The sequence below is a fragment of the Comamonas sp. F1-6 genome, assembly GCF_039581415.1.
Classification (GTDB): Bacteria; Pseudomonadota; Gammaproteobacteria; order Burkholderiales; family Burkholderiaceae_C; genus Comamonas; species Comamonas thiooxydans.
In genome coordinates, this window is record NZ_JBCPWN010000006.1 from 144,766 (window position 1) to 167,886 (window position 23,121).

Sequence of the window (23,121 nt, forward strand, 5' to 3'; positions counted from 1 at the left end):
TTCAACTCCAGTCAAAGTTGCGCGTGAGGTTTTTGAGTTCGTCTGCCAGCGTCTCGCTGTCCAGGCCACCATCGCGGTGGTCTAGCGACTTGAAGCCGCCAGCAGCCAAGGCCTTGGCCTCGCGCTGGCTGTATCCGAGGCCACGCAGCTGCGCCTCGAAATCTCGAATGCTTTTCACGGAATCCACCAGGGCCGAGGGGTTCATGCCGAAGGGAACCAGGCTGAACTCCCACAGAACGGCTTCCTTGATGATGCGAACGTAGTCACCGCCACGTTCTTCGTAAGTGGCCCCGCCGTAGGGGATGTCGAACCCAACGCTGAGCCCGTCCAATACGCCGGACTTCATCAGCTCATAGGCATCGCGGACATAGCTCACGCCGAGCGTGAGCTGGCCATCCACACGCAGCCCGTGCTCGTCCTGCTCAAACTTGGCTTTGCCAGCCAGTTGGTTGAGGTTGTGGTGCATGGCAATACGCACCTGGCCATCACGAGTGGTCTTCACACTTGTGAAGGCGCCGGGCAGAATGACATCCCGCCCGAGATCCACGTTGTTGAAGACTGCCGCATACCCAGTAAAGCTGCCGTCAGCCTTGGCTTCCTTGATTTCAATCGGCGCTATCAGGTGATCCATCAGGCACCTCCTTTGTTTTTGAGAAGTACGTCCTCCAACAAGCCGTTGGGAGCCATGTTGATGGGGACCATCAGGTCGTCGCAGTTGCCGCCGCGCAAAGGCAAGTCCTCCCAGGCCCGGATCTCGTCTTGTGAGATCGCACCGGCAAGGCGCAGCTTGTAGTAGTAGTCGGCGCGCTGAGTGCTGTCGCCCCGCAACAGACCTCGATAGTCGAATGCGAAGAACATGCCGTCGCGCCGCTCCTGCGGCGTGAGCAAGCAGCTGTTCATCGACTTCTCAATGCGGTTGGTGTACGGCATGAAGGTGTAGTCGATGAGATGCTTGTTGGCCTGCTGATCGTTCGCATAGCTGGACTGGTCGTCCTCCATCAAGAAGCGCAAAGGCGTGCGATAGATGCGGGCCATATCAGCGATCTGATGCTTGCGCGATTCAAGGAACTGCGCTTCGTTATTTGGCGTGCTGATCGGCGTGTACTGGGTTTCCCCGTCCAGCACCGGCAGCTCGCCTTTCTCGCGGCTGTCCTGCAGGTATTTGGCAAAGCCCGCCCGGATCTGGTCTCTGGGCTTCTCGCCAAATTCGGCCTTTGTAGTCAGGATGCCCTGCGGGCGCCCGCCGCTGCCAAAGAACTCGGCCGCATATTTGTCCAGCGCCATGGTGAGCGCCATGCTGTTGCCATGCAGTCGATGGGGAGCGAAGCCTTCCAGCTCACCCACATTGCCAAACCCGCGCACAGGCATGATCTGTTCGCGCTTGAGCGGCAGAAGCTGCCCGTTACGCATGGAGAGGTAATACAGAAGGCTGCCGTCCTGGCGCACCTCTGGACGCACCCTGCTCTTTAGCACTGGCTGGATACTGATAATCCGCCCTGTTGATTCAAACCTGGGGCAGTAGTTGTAGGCCTGCCCCTGGGTTGCAATGCTGACGCACATGGCCTCGATCCATTCGGGCGAGGTCATGTATTCATTGGGCTGGCTGTGCACCATGTCGTAGCGGTAGTCGTCTTTGGCCTTTTCGCGCCCGGTCTTGGTGGTGCGATACAGGTGCAAAGGCAGCACGCCGATAACTTCAGAGATCAGCCGAATGGCCGAAAAGGCCGCAGTGATCTGCAGTGGCGTCACGTCATTGACGTTGACCTTGGCCCATGTTTGACCAACGCCCAGCACGTTCCAGCCCTTGGGGTCGGTAAGCGTGAGGTCTGATCCTTTGAGCGCCCAGTTTGCAGTCTGCAGCAGGGCGCGGCGAATGAGGTTCATGTCGTCTCTTCTGCAAACGATTCCCAGAAGGCCTTGGTCTTCTGAGATCGGGTTTCGGGTTCCGCAAGCGCCATGGCACGACCAAGGGCCATCAGCATTGCGATGGCGCCGTCGATCTTGTCTTCGCTGCGGTTCTTGGTCGGGCTTTTCAGCTCGTTGTATTTGCTGGTGAGAACCACCAGATTGCTCACCATCCACGACATGACAGGGTTGCCGTCGTGCCGGAGCTTTCCGGCCTTCACCAAGGCTTCAATCTCCTGCAGCGGCTGCGTGAAGAACAGGCTGCGCTGGGTGATCTCGACCATAGGCAGACCAGCATCAATGCACTGCCTCGCCCAATAGCTGGAAAGCGCGGGGTCATATCCCACTTCCTGCAGGTCGTGCAGATCCCGGTCGGCCTTCAGGTCGGTCGTGATCATGTCGAAGTCAGTCAGATTTCCAGGACTGACCTTGACCCACCCCTGATCGATCCAGCCTGGCATCTGAGCAGTCTTGCTTTCCTTGGCAGCCACCTCGTTGTAGTACAGACGTGTGCACACGTTCCATATGCCATCACGCTGGAATACCTTCACGTTTGCTGCGAAGTCACTTTTCTCTGCCAGGTCTACCCCGTTCCAGGTTGCGACATCTGCGAAGTCGGTATCGCGCAGTGAATGGTCGGCACAGGCATGCCAAGCCTCCATGTCCATCCAATTGGTGCCGGCGTTGGTCCAGACATTCAAATGCTTCGTGAGGAAGTTTCCCCGGCTGCTGGGTGTCGCCAGCGCCTTGGTGCGCGTGGCCTCCAGCTTGTCTAGCTTGGCGCTGATGCCCAGATTGGGATTAGCCTTGCGCCAGACCTTGGAATCTTTCCAATCGTCGCCCTCGTCAATCGTGTAGATGACCCCGAACCAGGTCTCATCAGCATGTGTGCCTTCCAGTACCTTGATGGTGTAGCTGCGCAGCTCAAAGCAAATGCCGCCCGTGTCTTTGCCGGCCGTGGTGATGGCAGAGATCAGAGGCTGACTGCGCGCGCCGTCAGCGGACTCGATCACGTCCCAGAGGTCGCGCTTCTTGTGAGCGTGCACCTCATCGACTGCTGCGCCGTGGACGTTCAAGCCGTCCTGGGTGCTGGCCTCAGCATTGAGAATCTTGAAGCTGCTTGCAGTGGTCGGGCACGTGATGTCGTGACGGCCGACCGTGACACCGAAGCGCTCACGGAATTCGCTATCGCGCAGCACCATCTCACGGGCCGTGTCGAAGACTTCGCGGGCTTGCTCCCCTGTGGTGGCTGCGCTATAGACCTGCGCGCCGGGTTCATCGTCGGCAAATGCGAGAAACAGGCAGCGGCCAGCGGCACGTGTGCTCTTCGCGTTTTTTCGGGCAATCTCCTCGTAGCTGCGACGAAAGCGGCGCAGGCCAGTGTCCTTGTGCACCCAGCCGAATAGCTGGAACTCGCAGAAGATCTGCCAGTCCTCTAAATGGATCTTGGCGTATCGCACCATGCCGTCTTCATAGACGGGCTTGGCCCACTCCCCCTTGATGTGGCAGAGCAGCTCCTGAAACTGGCACTCACGCCCGCCTTTGCGAACGTCGATGACGTACGGAAAATCATCGGTGCCTTGGTTCTCCAGATCGCGCATGAAGCGCTTGCAGGCCAGTCGTTCGTACTTGCCCGCAACCTCCTCGCCGGCAATGACACGCTGGGCATAGGCCTTGGAGCGTTCAAAGTATTCGGCGTGAGGGCGTGACATGGCAATCAATCGAAGTCGTTGAACCCTCGCGGCGACGCACCACCAGCTGGCGGCGCAGCAGGATTCGATTCATTTTTTCCGCCATCGCCTTCAAACAGCTGCAGCTGCGCGCGAATCGCGGTCGTGACATTGGCCTGCTCTGCAGGCGATAGGCCGAACTTGGCCAGGAGCGACAGCATCATCTGGCGCTCGCTCTTCAGGATCTGATACCTGGGGTGCTGCATCGGCAGCCCATTCGGGCTGACCACCTCGAAAGCTTCCATTGGGTCTTTGCCCTGGGACCGCAAGAGGTTCTGCTTGGCACGCAGCGAATGGCGCAGCTCTTTCACATCCGAGACCGTCTCGCACAGCTCCTCGAAGATGTCGGAATAGACAACCGATATCAGGTTGTAGCGCAGCAGCTCGACACTCAAGCGCTTCCAGACTTTGCGCGCACCAGGGCTCAAGCCCTTGGGCACACTGGGCATGCCCGCCTCGGGACGGAATGTGCTGTCCAGGTTGACGGCCAGCGGACGCTTTCCCCGATTTCCTTCCAGCACTTTCAGCTCTGCAGGCTTAGCAGCTGGTCCACGTTTTGCCATTGAATCCTCCTTCCTCGGCTACCCCCCCCCACCCCCTGAAACCTGCGCACGCAAAAATTTGGCGGGGCGGTCGGTTTCCGGTCGGGTCAAGGTGGACTTTTTTCACCCCCCTCCCCCTGCCCGGTCTCACAAATGAGAATCCCTCTCATTCGCCTCGATATCCGGCCCACGCCCGCCTGACGCCGCGTGTCCGCTCGGCCTTGCTCTTGGTGTCGTGGTGCTCATCGCACAGGGGCTGCACGTTGGACTCAACGTCCTGGCCGCCCTCTTCCAAAGAGACGATGTGATCACGCTGAGTGGCCAGCTTGACGAGGCCCAGCTTGACGCACTCACGGCACAGCGGCTCGCGGGCAAACAACTCAGCGCGCAGACGCTGCAGCGGCCTGCCCGTTATGCGCTTGGCAGCGGCGGGCTTCTTCGACCAGGACTGCTTCGGATGCTTTGGACATCGGCCCGTGCCATCGCGGACCAGCACGCCACAGCCAGGATGCGAGCAAGGGCGCGGGGCAGCTGATGGCACGGTGATGTCTCCTGAATATTTGCTGGTTACGGCTCCAGCGTTGATGGCGCAACCGTTGAGTGGTCTCGCATTCAAGTGCCAACCTCAAATGCTGTGTCGTTCACCCAGACACACGGCCCCTAGCGCTCTAGGCATCGCGGTAATGGGGAGGCCCGGCATTACTCCACCTCTGTGGTGCCAGTTGGTTTTTATTGCTCGTACCTCAGCGAGCTGTTGGGGCTTGAGGATTCCGGCTCAAGCGCGCCCAAAAGAAAACCCCGCACAGCGCAAACTGGCGGGGTTCCTGGGCAAGTACTCAGCGGTTAGGGGCACTGAGCACTAGCTTGCCGCAAATGTACTGCAACTCTCTATGTGGAAAAACTCCCCTGCTGCTGCGCATGGGGCCGTTTCCGCTCTTTCTCTTGGGCCAAGGCCACGAACCAGGCATCAATGGCACGGTCTGCAGCATCCAGCTGCGCATGCACTGTTGACGGAGCGCGGCCTATCTGGCGGGCGGTGCCCGTCACGCCCAGGTCAAGGACATAGATGCAGTGCAGCGTCTGATACAGATGGGACTTGCCGCCCTTCAACGACTCCACCGCCTTGTCCGTCTCCTCGGCCTCCAGGTGCAACACTGGCATGACGGACTCGCGGTTCTTCTGTGGCTGCTCAACGCTGGTACCCCAAACAGCCAGGATGTTCTGCGACGGGAAGCCTAGCCCATTGTTGTCACGCCGTGCCCGCCACAGCGCCCAGTTGTCCAGGCGGCGCTTGATGTGCTCAATCCGCGCCATGGTCAGGAGCCCCCCAGATCACCATGCCCGGCGATCATGCACACGTGTGCACAACCAAAACGTGCCATCAGACGCGAGACCTCAACCGCCCGAGCAAACCGCGTGAACGGAGCACCAACCACTTCACCACCCTCGCAGGCCCAGAAGAAGTCGGGCCGCCCAGTCAGGCCCATGCGCACGATGCCCCACACAGCCTTGTCCTTCTCGGCGTAGCGCAGGATCGTCTTGTAAACCTCGGGCATCTTGGCCCTGATTCGGTGCTGCCCCTGTGTGATCAACCAACGCTCATGTTCTGACCACTGACTGCTCACTTTCTGATCTGTTGTCCCTTTGTCCATTCTGTCCACCCTTTGTATATAGAGTTCAGAGAACCCGCCTGCAAGCCACGCGCACGCGCACCTGCACCCCTAACGCATCGGCCTGTGCCCGCCCGCCAGTCCAACTTCGCAGACACCAGGACACCGCAACCATTCGGCAATGCAGCAGCCTCAACCCTGAAAATCAGGAGAAGGGGTATCTGGTGAGGTCCATGCAAAACGCATGGACATCGTGGACATGGACAGACATCAACCGATAGGCACACCAAAGCAGGCCATCCCCGCCACTGCACCGCAGGCCTGGCACACCATTGCCATAGCCACTACGTGGACGCGAATCACGCCTCCAGCCACGTAGGCAGTGCAGCGCGATTCAGGCGCTGCCCTCCATTGAAAAGATTGGTAATCAGAAGGGCGCATCGTCCCCGTCCCATGCCACGGCGTGGTCAGGCGCAAAGTCAGCCGGCAGGGGCGGAGCAACATAAGTCACGCCCTCTTCCACGACAGCGGCCGGAGCCATCGCTGGCGCCTGCTCATCCAAACCACCCACACGCTCTTGCGGCGGCCAGTTCTTCGGGCGCACATAGCCCCAAGGCCTCGGCGCCACACTGCTACGCTTGCGCTCCCAGCCCTCATGCTTGAGCCAGCTGGTGATCTGCCCCTGCAGTCCAGGCGGCGCCTTGGCCGGGTCTGCACCCAAGGCCTGCACCAACTGCGGCAAGGTCACAAAGTCGGCCAGTTCATTGACCACGCTCTGGATACCGTTCTGCATGGGCACCCGAGTCAGCACATACAACAGCTCGCCATCGACGGCGGTTTCCACCAGGCGGCTCTCCTGCATCGGCTTGAACAGGCGCTCCTCCTGCTCACCCGAGGGCGAGTAAGCCTCGCCCTGCAGATAGCGCGCAAAGGCCTCGGCCAACAGCTGCTCGCGGTACTTGGCCACGAACTCGGTATTGATCTGGCGCTTGACCGGGATCGGCCAGAAGCGCCGGTTGCCCGTGCGGTCGCGCAGGTATGTGTCCTCATTGGTGGTGCCCACCAGCACGCACTGGCGCGGGAAGGATTCCACCGTGCTGCCATAGGCCACCCGGTAGCGGTCCACCTTGGCCGAGATAAAGGCCTTGATCGCGCCCACCTCTGACTTGCTGAAATGGGTCAGCTCGGCAATCTCATACAGCCACAGGCCTTGCACCTGCTCCTGCGCTTCCTTGCCCTTGCCCACTTCAAACGGCGTATCGCTGAAATATTCGCTGGTGGCCAGCGTCTCCACCAGCGTGGACTTGCGCAGGCCCCCGTTGCCCTCAAGCACCGGGCAATAGTCAAACTTGCAGCCTGGCTCCATCACGCGGTAGACCATGCCCAGCAGCCAGAACCGGCCCACCAGGCCCAGGTACTCAAACAGCGCGGGCTTGATCGTGTCGGGCTTCTCGCCCAGCACATGCACCAGCCAGTTATCCACGCGAGGCTTGCCATCCCACTTCAGGCCAGTCAGATAGTCCCTGATCGGGTGATATCGGCGCGTGGCCGCGACCGTCAACATGCCCTCTTCCAGCGCGGCCTTGCTGATGCTCGGCAGCCCATAGGTATCGGTCAGCCACTTGCCCAGCAGCAGAGAGTCAGCATTGCGAATCTCGCCGGGCTTGGCATAGGGCCAGGGCCAGGCCTTGCGGCACTGCACCGTATTGCGCAGCTCATCAAAGCCCAGCACATCCTTGATATCCGGCAGGCGCTCCAGGCAGCGAATCACAAACTTGCGCGAGACATTCCAGCGCGACTTCTCGCTGTCGTAGTAGTACGACATCCAGCTCGGCACCAGATAGCCGCCGATCTTGACCATATCGTCGTCAAAATCGTCATCATCAGTGCCGCCCGTGCCAACGGGATCATCGTTTTTTGGCGGCTTGCCACCGCTGCCACCCGCTGCCGCAGGGGCGTCAGCCTGAGCGGGCGCGTCTGCAGTCGCATCCGCAACCGGCAAAGGCTGCGCCCGGCCAAAGAAGGCCAGCACATCCTCACCCGTCCAGCCTTCATCATTGATGGCGTCCTTGCAGTCCCAGCCGCTGGGCTTCGCGCCCGGCTCAGGAATGGGCAGCAGTTGCACCGTGCAGCCATGGTCAGCCTGTAGATGCGCGCCGATGCCCAGCATCGCTCCCATGCCGGGCTGCTTGTGTGCAGGCAACAGGGGCTTGGTCAGCTGCAGCGCTTCCTTGGCTACAGGGTCATCTTTGACACTGGCTTGCTCATCGCGCGTCAGGCGCTCACGCTGGGCATCGCAGTCAGGCCACAGCAGCACCGTGCCCCCGGCCAGCCAGTCCCAGCCTGCCTTCTTCCACGCCTTGCTGCCACCAGCCCAGCTGGCCACGCAATAAATGCCGGGCGACACTGCATCCAGCACCTGCTGCAGCACATCCGCCTTCAGCTCCCCCTCAACCAAAATGACCGTGCGGCCATCGGGCAGGGCATGACTGGGGAAGTACAGCGGGCGCGGCTCGTCCCATGTTTTCCACTTCCAAGACCGCGAGCCATCCCGCGCACTGCTGCAGAAGGTATAGGGCAGCGTATCCTTGCTGTCATTGCTGGTGCGGTAACGCATCACAAAGCCATGCAGGTCATCACCAACGCGGTACTCGGCCTTGTGCTCCAGATCCTGAGGTTGACGATGATGGTGGGCAAAGGTCGGCTGCTGTGCGTTCTCAGGCACAGGGCGCAGCGTGCTCCACTCTTCCTTTTGGCTGGTCTTGTCAGCCTTGGGCGCAGGTGCTGGGCGCGGGTTCGCAGCAGGCACCACTGCTGCCCCGCTGGCCTGCTTCACCAGCCCGGCCACACTCTCCAGCTTTTCTTCACGCGCCACCTGAATGGCAGCCTTGGCATTGCTTAGGTCGTGAATGGCCGCATACAAGCCAATCAGATCATTGCCCTGGTCGCCAGTCGCAAAGTCGGCCCACTTCCCGGTTTTCACATTGACACTGCAGCTATGCCCGTGCCCACCGCTCAAGTCGGCGCACCGGTACTCATGCCCGTCAAACTGCCCACCAGGCAGCCAGCGCGGCACCAGATTCTCTGCATCGGCCAGCAGCGCTTCACGCAGCGGACCGAATTGAATGGGCGGCAAAGATTCACGGTGCTGGTTCATGCAACACCCCCTTGCCACCCCTGATAGAACATCGACACGCCGGCGTCCCTAACACCAGCGACGTGCACCAAAACCATCCCTTACCCCCAGAGCTGCATGGCCTGCGAGAGGCCGACGAAATCCGCCTCATTGGCGGCATGAACTTGATGTGGCAGCGCGTACTCGGCTGCCGGTCGATTGCGTCTAGGCACCTTGCGCTGCCCACAAATCACAAGGCGGCCATAGCGCTTCATCTTTGGGACCGTGTTGCGGATGGCGTTGAAGGCCACGGGTGCCGAAGCCATCAAATGGGCGGCAATCTCTGCCAGGGTCGGGCTGCGCTCAGGCGTCCAGAGCTGCTCCACGGCCTGCTCGATGGCCAGGCTGATTTCTCCTGCGGGCCTCATCGCACACCACCCTTGCCCCAGCGCGCCGTGGTATCTGCGTTCTGGGCTTTCAGATCTTCCATCAGCACATGCCCTGCAGCCAGCACGCAGGCCCAGGCGGCATAGCATTCGCGCAGCTCGTTGTCGCAAAGCACGCCGTCAGCGCGGGCCTTGGTCACCACGCCCACCAGATCGGCGCATTCATGCATCACCCTGGCCAGGCTTTCCAGCGTCATCTGGCCGCGCTCCACACTGGGCAGCGGCACCAGCATCTGGCCCACGCGGGCAGCCTGCAGCTGCAACAACTCCAGCGCACCAGGCGCCCCCACGTCGTGGCAAAACTCCATGGCCTCCTGAGCGTCCTGCAGGCCCAGCTTGAAGCCCGCTGCACCGCGAATTTCCTTGTCCAGGGTGCTGTGCGGCTTTTTCATGCGCTCTGCCAGCACAGTCAAACCGCCGGGGTAGTTGCGCGCCATGCGGCGCAATGCGTCGTTCAGTTCCATATCCACCCCCAGGACTTATTCGCCATAGCTGCAGGAGCCATGTGCAAGCACACTGCCCCCATGAATAAAAAAGCCCACCACCCGCAGCACAGCAAGCCGCACACACCTTCCCGCGTGTGCAGCGCCTTGATGGATCGAGGAGACGAAACGCCCGGCAGCTGTACAGCTCCGATCTGGGCGGTGGGTGAAAGTCAGGCCGTCAGCCATGGGCCGACTCCTGCGAAGAACACTGCTGGCCGTTGACTTCAGCCACTTGCGCCATATCACGCGCATGGAAGTGATCAAGCAGCGGCTGAATCGTGTTCACGCGCGGATCTGGCCGACCGCCATAGAAGAATTTGCGAATGAAGCTCACCTTGACCCCTGTATCAAGGGCCAGCTGCTCAAAGCCAGCCGTACCGACTTCGGTCAGCTTTTGATGGAGATATTCAGTGATTGGGACGTTCATTAATAAACCCATAGACCGATTTCGGTATGAGTATGCCATACCGATATCGGTACAACAAGGTCAAACAATGTTTGACATGAACAAACCAGCCAATCAGACACTTGTGGACAACGTGGCCTTGCTCATCAAAGGCAAAGCGATTGGACGCCTGCGTGATGAGATGAAGGCTGCAGGCTATGCAATCGGACAGGGCACGCTTGCTCGAATCATTGCGGGTGACACAGGCGTTCGCATGGAGTCAATCCAAAAATTCGCTGACTTCTTTCAGATCAGTACTGGTTCACTACTCCATGAGCCCATCGAAGAAGGCGAGAACGACTTTGTTCCCGTGGCACGCCTCAGCGTCCAGGTTGGCGCAGGCAACGGCCGCCCGGTTGATGTAGTGACAGAGCTAGGCCTTCTCCAGTTCCGTAGAGACTTTCTACGATCAGCGGGAGTCAGCCCCATAAATTCCGCCGTTGTCACTGTTAAGGGAATGAGCATGGAACCGACCATCCGCGACGGCTCCGTGCTGCTACTAAACCGCGCCGACCGGGAACCACGTGCAGGCCAAATCTATGCATTTTCTTGGGATGGAGAAATGCTAGTGAAACGATTCCAGCTTGTTGGAGGCCAGTGGCGCGCGGTCTCGGACAACGCGGACAAGAGCGAGTACCCAGACATCATCATTGATGGCAAGGCTGAAACCCTCATCCAGGGCAGAGCAATTTGGGTAGGTTCAAAACTCTGATCCAAATACCACCAGCAAGGGCCGCAAGGCCCTTTTTTGTTGCCTTTGTACCGAAGCACATGCTGACACACAAAATAAATGTCGCATTCATACCGATTTCGGTATTGATCTTTCATACCGATATCGGTACATTCCAAACCGTCGCAGCAATGCGATGGGCTCCACGGCATCGACCGGGCCAGCCCCGGTCGTTAACAACCTGCTGAGCACATACGGCACCCCTTGGTGCCTTGCCCTGCCCCGTGCAGGGCAAACCTAAGCGTTTTGCCACCCCGGCCAAAGCGCTTAGGTTTGTGCCGCGCCCGTGGTTCTTCTCCTCCCTCCCTTTCTTACTTGCCACGGGCTATGCGGCCTTTTCTTCAGGCGCAAAAAAGCCTGCTGCTTGCAGGCCTGGTGTCTAAACGGCGCGGTCAGTTCTTGGGTGTGACCTGCCAGGCAGCCCAGTCCGGAGCGCCGTCATTGAGCGGTGGAAGATCAGACCAGGAGCAGCGCTTAGCAAGGCTGTTGCGGGCCTCCTTCAACCCCCTGAGACTGATGTCGAGTGAAATTCCTGTACGCAGCACAGTTCCACCAGTCACTCGCAGGTTGGGCATATCCAAAACCTCGGCGACAAAGACCGGCACAGTGATTACGTTGTTGTCCGCGTCAGGGACCGTCTCCATCTCGCTAGGAATGGCTTTCCCGAACCGGTATTGAAACGCAGTGATACCGCCATGCCCCTTGAAGTCGAGCTTGAAAGCATCCTTGCTTGTGTAGTAGACATTCCTGGCTTTGACAGGCTTTTCATACAAAACAGTACAGACCTGCTCATCAGTCATTGGGTGAGTAGAGATCACCGCGCGCCAATCGCCAAACTTCTTTTGGTAAGTGATATCTGAGGCCACTGCAGGCAAAGTAATAGCCAGCAAGCAGGCGCACACACAGCGTCTGAATTTCATTGATCCCTCTCCCTGCTAATTGATTAGCCAATCCTACCAGCCACCCCGAGTGGTGCCGCATGTGCTCAGCAGGACCAGCCCGCCCCGACCAGGCGGGTTTTTTCTTGCCCAAGGAGCAGAGGATGAGCACCACACAAGCCTGTGCACACGTGTGCACAGCACCCCGAATACAGAGTGCACACGCGTGCACTAGCAAGCATCCATTGAACGGGTTCCCCTTTATGTCGGCTCTCGCGCGATGCGATATCTGGATCTTGATCGCAGCTGAAAACCGAGCATCAGCCGAGGTCTTGCGCGCGCACTGGTCGAAGCTCAAGAACAGCAAAGTATCGAACGCCATCCTCGACGGTGAATTTGCACTAACCGAATGCGCACGAACCGACGAAGACAAAGCAATTCAGTACGGCGGACTCCTTCACATCGGTGTAAACGCCGCTGTTCAAAAGGCTCGAGAACTACACGAGCTGCGTGCAAAAAGGCGCCAGGAGGGCAAATGCTGACCCGCTACATCGTCACCTGTGGCGGCAAGCGCCGCACCACCCTTGCCACCAGCAGCTGTGCCGCAATCGACCGCGCAATGGTTCGCTTCGGCAACGCCCATCCCATCAGCGCACGGAGGGCCGCAGCGTGAAGACCATCCACAACACCAACAAGGCCCTGCTGCGCGTGCTGGGTCTGGAGGACATGAAGTACATCCAAGCCGTCGATGTCGCGCTGCGCCCTCGTCAACTGCCCGAAGTGACCGTCCGCATGACCGTCGATCTTCCCGCTGGGAGCGATACCCAGGTCTTCCGGTTGATCGCGCCGCTAACTGCTGTACCACGCCCCTGCCTGGATCTGGACGCGATGTGCCGTCTGGCCTGCGAGCGACTGCGGCACCGCATCGAGGACGACGCACACGAGGCCATCAACCACTGCGCCTACGACAGCTACGACCGCGCAAAGCAGTACACCGGCTTTGTCCGCGAGTTGATCGAAGAGAGCAACCCCTATCCATTTTGAGGGCGGACATGAGCGCACCAATCATTCAACTGGACGGGGAACCCACACCCCGCATGCTCAAACGTACCCGGCAGGCCTATATCCGCTGGGCGGCATTCTGTGCAGCGGCCCTGACCTTGACTGCACTGCGCGTGGCGATTGACGCGGGAGTCATTTGATGCCCAACGCATTGACCGACACCCAGATCGAACTGAGCGGCGTGCTGCTGCAGGACGCCGAGGTTCGCACTCGCCCCATGGGCGACGACAACACCGCCATGCCCGTGCTCTGCCTGGTCATGCAGACAGACGGCCGCTCCACCGCCCCCGTGCGGGCAGAGCAGGTCTACCCAGCCGCAATGCGTGGCGATGCCGACCGTGCAGCCCGCGCCTTGAAGAAAGGCATGCGCGTCACGGTCTGGGCACCCATCGCCGAGCTGCGCACCACGCTGGGCATGTCCACCCGCATCCAAGTCCACGGCCGCGACACGCAGGCCCACGCAACCACACCCAAGGAGGCAGCACATGCCCACGCTTGACCCCGTTATCGTTGCCCTGACCGGCCCCGCCGAAGTAGGCAAGGACACCGTAGGCGACTACCTGGTTGAACACCATGGCTTCGCAAAGCTGGCCTTTGCCGACACGATCCGCAATGAAGTCGGCCGCGCCTTTGACTTGTCGGTCAAGCTGCTGGAACAGCGCGAGACGAAGGATCACCCCATGTCTGCGCTGGCCCTTGGCCGCTGCATGGATGCTGCTTTCGTCCACCGCGTCTGGAGCCACCCCGGTCGTCGCGGCGCCGACGACCTGCGAACACCCCGCAGCCCGCGCCAGATCACGCAATGGTGGGGCACTGAGTACCGCTGCGCTGATGATCCTTACTACGTGGTCGATGCGCTCACTACGCGATTCGTCAAGGCTCACAGTGAAGGCCAGCAGCGCTTTGTAGTGACTGATGTACGCAAGGGCATCGAGGCCGACCTGCTGCGTGAACTGGGCGCCAGCCTCTGGCAGATCACCCGACCCGGCTTTGATCCCAAGCCAGATGCACACAGCACCGAAACCACCGGCGCCGAATTCAAACCCGATCACCAGCTGGTCAACAACCACAGCATCACACACCTGCACAAGCAGGCCTATGCGCTCCTGGCCAAGCTCGTCAAAGCTCAGGAGGCAGCATGACCACGTCGAAGCTCACCCCAGAGCAACTGGCAGAAAACCGCCGTCTGTCTGACCTCGCCATCAAGAACGCAAAACGAGTCTTGAAGCCCGGCGACCGCCTACGCGTCACAAAGTGCCCCGGCACCAAGCGCTGGATCACCTTCGCAGGATGGGACGGCATATGGATCGTCTCCAAATCAGGGATCAACGACTTCAGCCCACGCTGCGTAGACCGCTTGAACGATCAAGTAATTGACTTCACCCAGGAGGCAGCATGACACGCACTGTGTACGTGGCCCGTCGCCCCTGCGGCTGCCTTCAGGGCTTTGCCGTCACAGGCACGCCAAGTCAGGACAAGGATGCCAGCAAGTATGTCGGCCGCTGGATACGAGATGGTTTCCCCGTGGATCGACTGGAACTCACGGATGACGAACAGATAGCAGCCACCCGATGCGAGGAGCACACAAGCCATGACTGATACCCAAGATACCGTCACCCTGGCCATGCCCACGCCCGGTGGCGGCGAGGCCATGCAGCACCTGCGGGTGCTGAGCATCATCGCCAGCAAGACCAACCCTCGCAAGTTCTTCTGCCCCTTCAAACTCACCGAACTGGCCGAGAGCATCAAGGCAACCGGGGTGCACCAGCCCATTCTTGTGCGCCCCCTGCCTGAATCACGCATTCAAGAAGAGCTTGCCCAGGCCAGGCTGGAGGGGCGTGAGCCCGCCCAGTATGAGCTGGTGTGCGGCGAGCGACGCTGGCGCGGAACCCAGATGGCCGGCCTGGAGTACATCCCGGCAATGATCCGCGAAATGACGGACGCCCAAGCCCTTGAAGCGCAAATCATCGAGAACCTGCAGCGCGAGGATGTGACAGCGCTTGAGGAAGCCGAGGGCTATCAGGCTCTGATGAAAGAAAGCGGCATGAATGCCGATGAGGTCGCAGAAAAGATCAAGAAGAGCCGCGGCTATATCTATGCCCGTCTGAAGATCCTTGACCTGTGCCCCGAGGGCCGCGAGGCCATGCGCCAGGGGGAGTTGGATTACAGCTGCGCTCTACCCATTGCCCGCATTGCCACCTTCGACCTGCAGCGCGAGGCCCTGGAGTGGGCCACCAATTCCAGATCCAGAACCCACTGGGGCGAGAAGCCCAGCGCCCGAGAAGTGCAGGAGCACGTCAAGTCCAACTACATGCTGGACTTGCGCAAGGCACCGTTCAGCCGAAAGGATGCGGATCTCTGCCCCACTGCCGGCGCCTGCGTTACCTGCCCCCATCGCACCGGCGCCGCAGCCGAGCAGGAGGAGGAAAACAAGAGTGCAGACGTGTGCACAAACCCGCCTTGCTACCGCAACAAGGAGCAAGCCCACGCCGACCAGCTCCGCAAACAGGCCCAGGAGCGCGGCTGCGAAGTTCTGGACGAGAAGGAAGCCAAGCAGTTGATTGGCACCTACTACAGCGACTTCAGCGGCGTGCCTGGCTACAAGCGTCTGGATAGCCAGCGGGACTGCCCCATCGAGGGCAAGACGCTGCGCAAGGCCATCGGCGCCAAGATCATGGAGCAATCGGGCATCAAGCCCACCATGATCACGAACCCCAACAACCCCAAGGAACTCATACCCTGCGTGACCTCCGAGCAGGCCCAGCAGCTGCTGCAGATGGCCGGCCACGCAGAGGCCGAGGAGAAGCTGGCCACAGAAGCGCTGCAGCGCGCCGAGCGCGAGGAAAAGGAAGCCACGACCCAGGCGAAGGAAAACTACGAGCGCGCCTGGCGCCTCGATGTTCTGCAGTCTGTCGTGAAGCGCCTTCAACAGGAAGAGCAAGCCCACCAAGCCTCCCTCACGCCAATGTCCAAGGCCGGCATTCGCTTGGCTGCCCAGCGTCTGGCAGGCCAGCTCAACGGCGACGACTCCAAGCTGCTGTGCAAGCTGCTGGATCTGGGCAAGGTCGTGCCCAAGGAAGCGATCAAGCAGGCCGCCGACGACTGGAGCAATCCCGAACTGCTGACCGGCTGCATCATCGCCCTGCACGACCGTGGTTTTTGGAACCGCTACGACTACGACACAGACAGCTACAAGCCCAACACCAACACCGAGCTGCTGGCCATGGCCGAGGCCTGCGGTGTTGACGTGGAGGCTGCAAAGGCCAAGGCCCAAGCCAATATGCGCGCGGCCGAAGCCGCCCGAAAGGCCGCTGCCACCCCTCAAACTGCCGCCCCGAAGGCCGATCTACCCCAACACCCCGCTGCGCGCGCTGGCGGTGATGGCGGGCAAGGCAAGGCCCAAAAAGGCAAGAAGCCCGCTGCGCAGGCCAGCGAAAAGCCGAAAACCAGCGCTGCGCATGCGTCTGCCCAGATCGCTGAGGCGTTGCAAGAGTTGGAAGGATCAGGCGCGGCCGCAGCCGCGCAGGGCAACGATGGGGCGCCTGTGGCTGTCGCCCAGGCACCCATATCAGGCGCTAAAGCGCAAGGCGACAAAGCAGCCCCTGTAGCCGCAAGGGCGGCTCATGGTCTGCCGCCCTCCTCCGAGATCGAGGACGACTTCCCCTACCCGGACGATGACGCACAGCAGCCTGCTGATGCGCAGGCTGCGGCCGCGGACGGTGGCCAAGGCAACGCAGACGCGAAGACAGGGGCTGCACTCAAGGTATGGACTGCCGACGAGCTGCTGGGTGAGCGCGTGCGTGTGCTCGCCAACGCCACAGGCAAGAAGCAGAAGCCTTGGATTGACTACGAAGGCACTGTGACCGTCAAAACAGGAGCAGACAGCGTGATCGCAAGCATCTATCGTGCGCCCCGATGCAGCCCTGTCATCGTGGAATTCAAAACAGACATGTTGGAACTCATCACCCCCGAGGTGCAGGCATGACCAGCGACGAAAAAATCTGCACCAAATGCCGTGAGTCCTGGCCGAACACCACGGAGTTCTACCGCCGCACTTCTTCGAGAAAGAAGCACCTGCAAGGGTACTGTATTGCCTGCCTCAGTGACTACAACAGAGGCCCGGCTCCGACTGAATGGAAGACCCCAATCAGCAGCCAAAGCGGCCTGCCCGCAACCGCCTTGCAGGGAATTTTCCGCAGCCTCGTGATGGGAGCAAGAGCATGAGACGCAAGCACTTCTTTCAATCCGGTCCGCGTCATGTTCGTGACCCGCGCATGGTCCTCAACCAGCACAACAGCAAGCTCAAGCCTGCCGAGGTTGCCGAGACCATGGGCTCACTGCGCACAGCCTTTGCACACATGCGCGAAGGCGTGGCCACCCACAACGAATACGCGGTTCTGCATTCCAGCATGCTGATTGCACAAGAGATAGAGCAGATCGGCGTGGTGCGCGGCCTGCAGGAGCACATCACGGCCGCACTCCAGGCCTGCGCCTCCTACCAGGAGCGCAGCGGCTATGCCGAGAACTGGGTGCCCAGCGATATCCACTTCCATGAGCTGGATGCACTGGGCTCGATGCTAGATCTGCACGAGTACCAGTTGCAGCAGCTCACCGCACGCGAAGTGCACCTAGCTGCACAGCGCCTAGTGGCCCGCACCAAGTCCGCCGGCGGCGATGTCTACCAGGCAGACAACAGCATGACCACCCTGACACCCCACAAACAAGAACAAAGAAAGCGAGCTTAACCATGGCCACCATCGCATTCAACTGCACTCCCGCAGCACTGGACAAAGAAATGGCTGCTGCCTACTGCTCCGTAGGCATCACCATGTTTGAACAAATGGTCCAAGACGGCACAGCGCCGAAAGCCCGTCGCTTCCCTGGACGCCGACGCGTGGCCTGGCTGCGCTCAGAACTCGACGCCTGGCTGGCTGGACTGCCACTGTCCGACCTGCTGCCGCCGGATAACACTGGAGCGAAGAAGCCACGCAGAGCAATCCCCTAGCCCACTAACCGAACTGAGCCATCGTGTGCACGATGGAATGAAACACGAGTGGGCGTGGGCAGGCATCTCCAACAATTCAGCCCGCCTCACTTCGCCACCAGCTCTCTCTCCTTACATTCCCTCTCAAAATCCAGCGCAGCTTTTTTGTCACCAAGGTAACGTGGCACTCCTTCAATCGCCATAAACCCACCCATTGGTCTCTCGTGGTGTCCGAGCATTAGCCCCCCGTGACAGTTATGAGCATGGCAATCACTGATATAAAAATTATTGTTTGTCACGAGTATGTTTTCTGGCCTAACAAGAACCTCTACACCGTTCCTTAGGAATCGACCACGTTTAATAATTACCTTGTTTGGTGGGGCAAACTCAATCTCCAGAAGAATCTTCCGGTGCGCCTCACGCAAAGTCAGGGTAGTACCAACCAGCTGAACATCCCATGGACTCATTGCGTAAAACAACTGATTGTTTTTGATGTGTAGGACAGGGACATTGAACTCGTCGAAAGCGACAAAGTTCAACAGCAAATGCCCATCGGTAAGAACGAGGCCAACCAAGGCGACTCCGTCAATGCTTAATGGAACCATCACAGTTCCGTATCCTTTATCCTCACAAGTGAAGCTATTACCACCAATAACCACCTCCGCCCGCTTGCCTGAGAAATGAAGGTTGTATGGCTTTGAAACGCCTTCGCGCAGATTAAAAGGTGCTGCATTAGCTTGGCGGACGACTTCTTTGGGCATCAATCCTCCAGTCTTTTCACGATGGTGCTGGTCGCATAGAAGCGTAATTTCATCAGCCACGTGACGCTTGACTTGCGCCCACTCCTCCATGTGTTCGTATTCATAAAGGGGTAAACCACAAATAACGCAGCCAAATCCGCAGCGCTGACGGATCTCCCTCTGAATTGGCAGTGGTATGTTTCTGCTAGTGCACTCCGCTTGTTCAGTCATGGCTCCCTCTTCTTAATAGGCTCAAACAGTACCATCTAGCCATAAACATCATTGCAGGACAAGTTCTTCCCAATGCTGAGACAGCCTGGTTAGCCACTCTCGCCGCTCTTTGTCATACGTGTGACGGTTGTAGACACCCACAATGCCGCTGGGCAAGTGCCCAAGTACCGCTTCGGCCACGCCGTCTGGGCACCCCAGCATTGCGAGCGTCGTTCGGACCGTGCGGCGCAGGTCATGCGGCGCCCACGGCTCAATATCCAGCTTCATCTTCCCGTTGGCACCCAATCGGCCGCTGGTTCCCGGCCGACTGCACCACGCGGCAACACCTAGCACTTTCTGCTCGACATGAGGCAGAGCCGAACCAGGCTGCGAAGGGAAGAGATGGCCAGCCCCATATGCCGCAATGCGCCGGCGCACCAGCACCAGGGCACGCCCCACCAATGGCACTCGTAGGTCAGTTGCCAAGTCATTGCGAGCCATCTTGAGCTTGCCACGCGGAATGGTCCACCACCAGCCATCTGCTTCTTGAGTGACCTCCTGGCCCATCATCTGCACCAGCTCGGAACCACGGCATCCCGTCCACAGGTACAACGTAAAAAGATCATCCAGCAGGCTGGACAAGTTGGGCAAGAACCGAATCAGCGCCACAACCTCAGCGCCTTGAAGCGCACGGAGGTTTACCCCCTGGTGCTCGCCATCGACGATCTTCCCCCGGCTGCGCAGCTTTCCCTTGAGTATCAGCCGCCACCAATTAGGGGTCTCTTCAGAGATCCGGCCAGCATCGAGGGCATAGTCCCAGGCAGCCCCCAGCTCCGTGCGCAAATTGTTGGCCAGGACAGGCGTGCTCGCACCGACCTTCTCCAGCAATGCAAACGCGTGCGTGCGCTTCACATCCTCTGGCTTCATGGGCAGCAGAAAATCGCTGTAGCCCAACATCAGGCGCCGTGTCTCCTTCTGCCCCTTGAGCTTTCGGTGCCGCTCCACATGGCCCTGCAGATAGTCCTCGATAAGGCGCTCGACGGTATAGATACCCTGCGCCCCTTTGAGATGCGCCTTGGCCTTGGCCACTGCGCCGGCACGCTTCTTTTCCTTGGCCAGGTCTTCGCCTGCATCACGCCTGGTGCGCAATTCATCCCATACACCCAGCGCTGCAGCGTAGGTCATGCCAGGCCATTGCCCCATGGCCACCTGGCGCATGCGCCCATCGATGGGGCTTTTATATCTGTATGTCCAAGTCTTGCGCGTGGCAGTAGCCACAAGTCGCAGGCCAGGAGCATCATCGACAATAATGTGCTCCCCAGCCGCCAGAGCCTTGGCCTTCTTCGCATCGAACCCCATGCCGCAGTTCCTGATTGGCGTAGGTTTCCCGAGAGGACCCCAACCAGCTCGGCGTAGATTCATAAAGATCAACGCCAAAAACCTACGCCAAAGTGCGAAGTTTAGATGGGTTTTGGCATGACACAGACATACTGTAAATAAAAACAGCAAACCATACTAAGTGATTGATTTAATTAATTGTTATGAGTGAATCCTGGATAAATCAAGCACTTAGCGGCGGCGATATCTCTGCACATACACCTATGATGCAGCAGTACTTCAAGCTCAAAGCCGACCACACCGACACGCTGGTTTTCTACCGCATGGGTGACTTTTACGAGCTGTTCTTTGGCGATGCCGAAAAAGTCACGCGCCTGCTGGACATCACGCTGACCACGCGCGGCCAGACCGCAGGCCAGCCCATTCCCATGGCCGGCGTACCTTTCCACGCCCTGGAAAACTATCTGGGCCGCCTGATCAAGATGGGCGAGTCGGTGGCGATCTGCGAGCAGGTCGGCGAAATCGGCGTGGGCAAGGGTCCGGTGGAGCGCAAGGTCGTGCGCGTGGTCACGCCCGGCACACTGACGGACAGCGAGCTGCTCTCCGACAAGAGCGAAGCCATTCTGCTGGCCCTGCACACCGCCGGCCGCCAGCGCGTGGGACTGGCCTGGATGGCCATGACCCAGGGCCGCATTCACATGGCCGAATGCGCGGCCGATGAACTGGGCGCCTGGCTGTCGCGCATCGCGCCCAGTGAAGTGATCTACAGCGCCGGAGTCACCGAGCGCTTCGAGCAAGCCCTGTTTGCCGTCAAGCACAGCGGCGCCATCAGCTGCCCTCTGTCACCCCGCCCTGACTGGCAGTTTGACTCGGGTCTGGGCGCGCGCAAGCTGCTGGAGCTGCTGGGCGCGGCCAGCCTCAAGGCCTGGGAGGCCGAGGGTCTGCCGCTGGCCCATGGTGCCGGTGCCGCCCTGCTGTCCTATGCCGAACATACCCAGGGCCGCAATCTCACCCATATCCACGCCATCCAGGTGCAGCGTGACGACGAGCTGATTGCCCTGCCGCTGGCCACACGCCGCAATCTGGAGCTGGTCAAGACGCTACGCGGCGAAGATACGCCCACGCTGTTTTCGCTGCTGGACAGCTGCATGACCGGCATGGGCAGCCGCCTGCTCAAGACCTGGCTGCTGGAGCCAGAACGCAATCGCAAGGCCGCCATGCAACGCCTGGAAGCGATTGGCGTGCTGCGCGGCACGGGCGCGGGCATGGCCCCCTGGCAAGCCCTGCGCGCCGAGCTCAAGGGCGTGAGCGATGTGGAGCGCATTACCGCCCGCATCGCCCTGCGCCAGGTGCGCCCGCGCGAGCTGGTGGGCCTGTCCAAAACACTGGAAAAAGCGAAGCTGCTGGCACAGTCCGGACAGGCTCCGTCGGCCTATCTGACGCAGATCTTCAGCGACCTGATTCCGCCCGAAGGCTGTGCCGAGCTGCTGGCGCGCGCTATTCATGAAGAGCCCGCAGCGCTGGTGCGGGACGGCGGCGTGATCGCCACAGGCTTTGACGCCGAACTCGACGAGCTGCGCGCCATCCAGAACAACTGCGACGAGTTTCTGCTGGAGCTGGAAGCCAAGGAAAAGCTGCTCACTGGCATTCCCAACCTGCGCGTGCAGTTCAACAAGGTGCATGGCTTCTATATCGAGGTCACCAACAGCTACAAGGATGCGGTACCCGAGCGTTTTCGCCGCCGCCAGACGCTCAAGAACGCCGAGCGTTACATCACGCCCGAGCTCAAGGCTTTCGAGGACAAGGCCTTGTCGGCCCAGGAGCGAGCGCTGCAGCGCGAGAAGTTCCTGTTCGAGCAACTGCTCGACCAGCTTCAGCCCCATGTGCCCCAGCTCACGCGCGTGGCCCAGGCGATTGCCGCACTGGACGTTCTGTGCACGCTGGCCGAGCGCTCGCTGACGCTGAACTGGGCCAAGCCGCAGTTCGTCAGCCAGCCCTGCATAGAGATCGAGGCCGGTCGCCACCCCGTGGTGGAGGCACGCATGGCAGAGACCTCCAGCGGCAGCTTCATCGCCAACCACACGCGCATGAATCTCAACACGCGCATGCAGATCATCACCGGCCCGAACATGGGCGGCAAATCGACCTATATGCGCCAGGTGGCCTTGATCGTGCTGCTGGCCAGCATGGGCAGCTATGTGCCCGCCAGCGCCTGCCGCCTGGGGCCCATCGATGCCATCCACACGCGTATCGGCGCCGCCGACGATCTGGCCAATGCCCAGTCCACCTTCATGATGGAGATGACCGAGGCCGCGCAGATTCTGCATTCGGCCACGCCCCACTCCCTGGTGCTTATGGACGAGATCGGTCGCGGCACCAGCACCTTCGACGGACTGGCCCTGGCCAGCGGCATTGCCAGCCAGCTGCATGACAAGACCAAGGCGTTCACGCTGTTTGCCACGCACTACTTCGAGCTGACCGAGCTGCCCGCCAAGGCCAAGGCCGCCGTCAACGTGCATGTCAGCGCAGCGGAGTCGGGCAGCGACATCGTGTTTCTGCATGAGATTCAGGCCGGCCCCGCCAGTCGCAGCTACGGTATCCAGGTCGCCAAGCTGGCCGGCATGCCCGCTGGCGTTCTCAACCATGCGCGCCATGCGCTGGAGGCACTCGAATCCCAGGCCGGCGAGAACGAGCTGCAGGTCAATCTGTTCGATGCGCCGGAGCTGGTGGACGCTAGCGCCGCGCCCAGCCCGCTGGACCAGGCCATGGCCGACGTCAACCCCGATGCGCTGAGCCCGCGCGAAGCGCTGGAAGTGCTCTACCAGCTCAAGAAACTGAGCACCAGCGCCGCCTAGGAACACGTTCCAAGCCTTGCGGACTCAAGCCCGGGCCTGATCTCTT

Annotated in this window: 27 protein-coding genes; 13 read left to right on the forward strand and 14 right to left on the reverse strand. The window is 60.3% G+C overall.

The features are described from left to right. Window position 1 precedes the first annotated feature (1 nt). From AAIL66_RS08665 to AAIL66_RS08715, 11 genes are all read right to left on the reverse strand, one after another. Window positions 2–631: an HK97 family phage prohead protease gene (locus AAIL66_RS08665; protein WP_343496485.1), complete on the reverse strand. Its 630-nt coding sequence runs from the start codon at window positions 629–631 to the stop codon at window positions 2–4. Continuing rightward, window positions 631–1,884 (reverse strand): phage portal protein, encoded by a 1,254-nt coding sequence (locus AAIL66_RS08670; RefSeq protein WP_343496486.1) that lies wholly within the window; start codon window positions 1,882–1,884, stop codon window positions 631–633. Before AAIL66_RS08670 ends, AAIL66_RS08665 begins: the two co-directional genes overlap by 1 nt. Next, on the reverse strand, window positions 1,881–3,617 hold the full coding sequence (locus AAIL66_RS08675; protein WP_343496487.1) for a terminase TerL endonuclease subunit: 1,737 nt from the start codon (window positions 3,615–3,617) through the stop codon (window positions 1,881–1,883). The genes AAIL66_RS08670 and AAIL66_RS08675 overlap by 4 nt, the downstream gene beginning before the upstream one ends. Window positions 3,618–3,622: 5 nt before the next feature. After that, entirely contained in the window at window positions 3,623–4,084 is a 462-nt protein-coding gene (locus AAIL66_RS08680) for a P27 family phage terminase small subunit (RefSeq protein ID WP_343496488.1), read from the reverse strand. Between the two features lie 259 nt (window positions 4,085–4,343). Then, the gene (locus AAIL66_RS08685; RefSeq protein WP_343496489.1) at window positions 4,344–4,718 is read right to left on the reverse strand and encodes an HNH endonuclease signature motif containing protein; all 375 of its coding nucleotides are present in this window, start codon (window positions 4,716–4,718) and stop codon (window positions 4,344–4,346) included. A gap of 347 nt (window positions 4,719–5,065) precedes the next feature. Beyond that, a complete protein-coding gene (locus AAIL66_RS08690) occupies window positions 5,066–5,491 on the reverse strand; it encodes a hypothetical protein (RefSeq protein ID WP_343496490.1) in 426 nt (141 codons plus the stop codon). A gap of 2 nt (window positions 5,492–5,493) precedes the next feature. Beyond that, entirely contained in the window at window positions 5,494–5,733 is a 240-nt protein-coding gene (locus AAIL66_RS08695; protein WP_343496491.1) for a hypothetical protein, read from the reverse strand. 481 nt (window positions 5,734–6,214) lie between these two features. Next, the gene (locus AAIL66_RS08700; RefSeq protein WP_343496492.1) at window positions 6,215–8,944 is read right to left on the reverse strand and encodes a VapE domain-containing protein; all 2,730 of its coding nucleotides are present in this window, start codon (window positions 8,942–8,944) and stop codon (window positions 6,215–6,217) included. Between the two features lie 80 nt (window positions 8,945–9,024). After that, a complete protein-coding gene (locus AAIL66_RS08705; RefSeq protein WP_034409427.1) occupies window positions 9,025–9,330 on the reverse strand; it encodes a hypothetical protein in 306 nt (101 codons plus the stop codon). Further along, on the reverse strand, window positions 9,327–9,812 hold the full coding sequence (locus AAIL66_RS08710) for a phage regulatory CII family protein (RefSeq protein WP_343496493.1): 486 nt from the start codon (window positions 9,810–9,812) through the stop codon (window positions 9,327–9,329). The genes AAIL66_RS08705 and AAIL66_RS08710 overlap by 4 nt, the downstream gene beginning before the upstream one ends. A gap of 199 nt (window positions 9,813–10,011) precedes the next feature. Beyond that, window positions 10,012–10,260: a hypothetical protein gene (locus tag AAIL66_RS08715; protein WP_343496494.1), complete on the reverse strand. Its 249-nt coding sequence runs from the start codon at window positions 10,258–10,260 to the stop codon at window positions 10,012–10,014. A 67-nt stretch (window positions 10,261–10,327) separates the two neighbouring features. On the opposite strand from AAIL66_RS08715, the gene AAIL66_RS08720 reads away from it, so the two are divergent. Continuing rightward, complete coding sequence (locus AAIL66_RS08720) at window positions 10,328–10,990, forward strand: S24 family peptidase (protein ID WP_003069262.1); 663 nt, start codon at window positions 10,328–10,330, stop codon at window positions 10,988–10,990. A 410-nt stretch (window positions 10,991–11,400) separates the two neighbouring features. On the opposite strand, the gene AAIL66_RS08725 is transcribed toward AAIL66_RS08720, so the two are convergent. After that, window positions 11,401–11,928, reverse strand: coding sequence for a hypothetical protein (locus tag AAIL66_RS08725; protein WP_343496495.1), 528 nt, complete (start codon window positions 11,926–11,928; stop codon window positions 11,401–11,403). A gap of 493 nt (window positions 11,929–12,421) precedes the next feature. Here AAIL66_RS08725 and AAIL66_RS08730 point away from each other — a divergent pair, with 493 nt between their 5' ends. The 11 genes from AAIL66_RS08730 to AAIL66_RS08780 are packed head-to-tail and all read left to right on the forward strand — an operon-like array spanning window position 12,422 to window position 17,953. Then, window positions 12,422–12,559, forward strand: coding sequence for a hypothetical protein (locus AAIL66_RS08730; RefSeq protein WP_343496496.1), 138 nt, complete (start codon window positions 12,422–12,424; stop codon window positions 12,557–12,559). Then, window positions 12,556–12,930 carry a hypothetical protein gene (locus AAIL66_RS08735; protein WP_343496497.1) on the forward strand — a complete coding sequence of 125 codons (375 nt, stop codon included), beginning with the start codon at window positions 12,556–12,558 and terminating at the stop codon, window positions 12,928–12,930. The genes AAIL66_RS08730 and AAIL66_RS08735 overlap by 4 nt, the downstream gene beginning before the upstream one ends. An 8-nt stretch (window positions 12,931–12,938) precedes the next feature. Beyond that, complete coding sequence (locus tag AAIL66_RS08740; RefSeq protein ID WP_343496498.1) at window positions 12,939–13,088, forward strand: hypothetical protein; 150 nt, start codon at window positions 12,939–12,941, stop codon at window positions 13,086–13,088. Next, window positions 13,088–13,447 (forward strand): hypothetical protein, encoded by a 360-nt coding sequence (locus AAIL66_RS08745; protein WP_343496499.1) that lies wholly within the window; start codon window positions 13,088–13,090, stop codon window positions 13,445–13,447. Before AAIL66_RS08740 ends, AAIL66_RS08745 begins: the two co-directional genes overlap by 1 nt. Continuing rightward, on the forward strand, window positions 13,434–14,090 hold the full coding sequence (locus tag AAIL66_RS08750; protein WP_343496500.1) for a hypothetical protein: 657 nt from the start codon (window positions 13,434–13,436) through the stop codon (window positions 14,088–14,090). The genes AAIL66_RS08745 and AAIL66_RS08750 overlap by 14 nt, the downstream gene beginning before the upstream one ends. Beyond that, window positions 14,087–14,347, forward strand: coding sequence for a hypothetical protein (locus AAIL66_RS08755; protein WP_343496501.1), 261 nt, complete (start codon window positions 14,087–14,089; stop codon window positions 14,345–14,347). The genes AAIL66_RS08750 and AAIL66_RS08755 overlap by 4 nt, the downstream gene beginning before the upstream one ends. Further along, a complete protein-coding gene (locus AAIL66_RS08760) occupies window positions 14,344–14,547 on the forward strand; it encodes a hypothetical protein (RefSeq protein ID WP_343496502.1) in 204 nt (67 codons plus the stop codon). The genes AAIL66_RS08755 and AAIL66_RS08760 overlap by 4 nt, the downstream gene beginning before the upstream one ends. Then, entirely contained in the window at window positions 14,540–16,933 is a 2,394-nt protein-coding gene (locus AAIL66_RS08765) for a ParB/RepB/Spo0J family partition protein (protein WP_343496503.1), read from the forward strand. The genes AAIL66_RS08760 and AAIL66_RS08765 overlap by 8 nt, the downstream gene beginning before the upstream one ends. Further along, window positions 16,930–17,172, forward strand: coding sequence for a hypothetical protein (locus tag AAIL66_RS08770; protein ID WP_343496504.1), 243 nt, complete (start codon window positions 16,930–16,932; stop codon window positions 17,170–17,172). Before AAIL66_RS08765 ends, AAIL66_RS08770 begins: the two co-directional genes overlap by 4 nt. Beyond that, complete coding sequence (locus AAIL66_RS08775; protein WP_343496505.1) at window positions 17,169–17,693, forward strand: hypothetical protein; 525 nt, start codon at window positions 17,169–17,171, stop codon at window positions 17,691–17,693. Before AAIL66_RS08770 ends, AAIL66_RS08775 begins: the two co-directional genes overlap by 4 nt. Window positions 17,694–17,695: 2 nt before the next feature. Further along, entirely contained in the window at window positions 17,696–17,953 is a 258-nt protein-coding gene (locus AAIL66_RS08780) for an AlpA family phage regulatory protein (RefSeq protein ID WP_343496506.1), read from the forward strand. 86 nt (window positions 17,954–18,039) lie between these two features. On the opposite strand, the gene AAIL66_RS08785 is transcribed toward AAIL66_RS08780, so the two are convergent. Continuing rightward, a complete protein-coding gene (locus AAIL66_RS08785; RefSeq protein WP_343496507.1) occupies window positions 18,040–18,903 on the reverse strand; it encodes a hypothetical protein in 864 nt (287 codons plus the stop codon). Between the two features lie 48 nt (window positions 18,904–18,951). Continuing rightward, complete coding sequence (locus AAIL66_RS08790) at window positions 18,952–20,241, reverse strand: integrase arm-type DNA-binding domain-containing protein (RefSeq protein ID WP_343496508.1); 1,290 nt, start codon at window positions 20,239–20,241, stop codon at window positions 18,952–18,954. Between the two features lie 242 nt (window positions 20,242–20,483). Between AAIL66_RS08790 and mutS the strand changes: the two genes are divergently transcribed. Next, window positions 20,484–23,075: a DNA mismatch repair protein MutS gene (mutS, locus tag AAIL66_RS08795; RefSeq protein ID WP_343496509.1), complete on the forward strand. Its 2,592-nt coding sequence runs from the start codon at window positions 20,484–20,486 to the stop codon at window positions 23,073–23,075. Window positions 23,076–23,121: the final 46 nt, after the last annotated feature.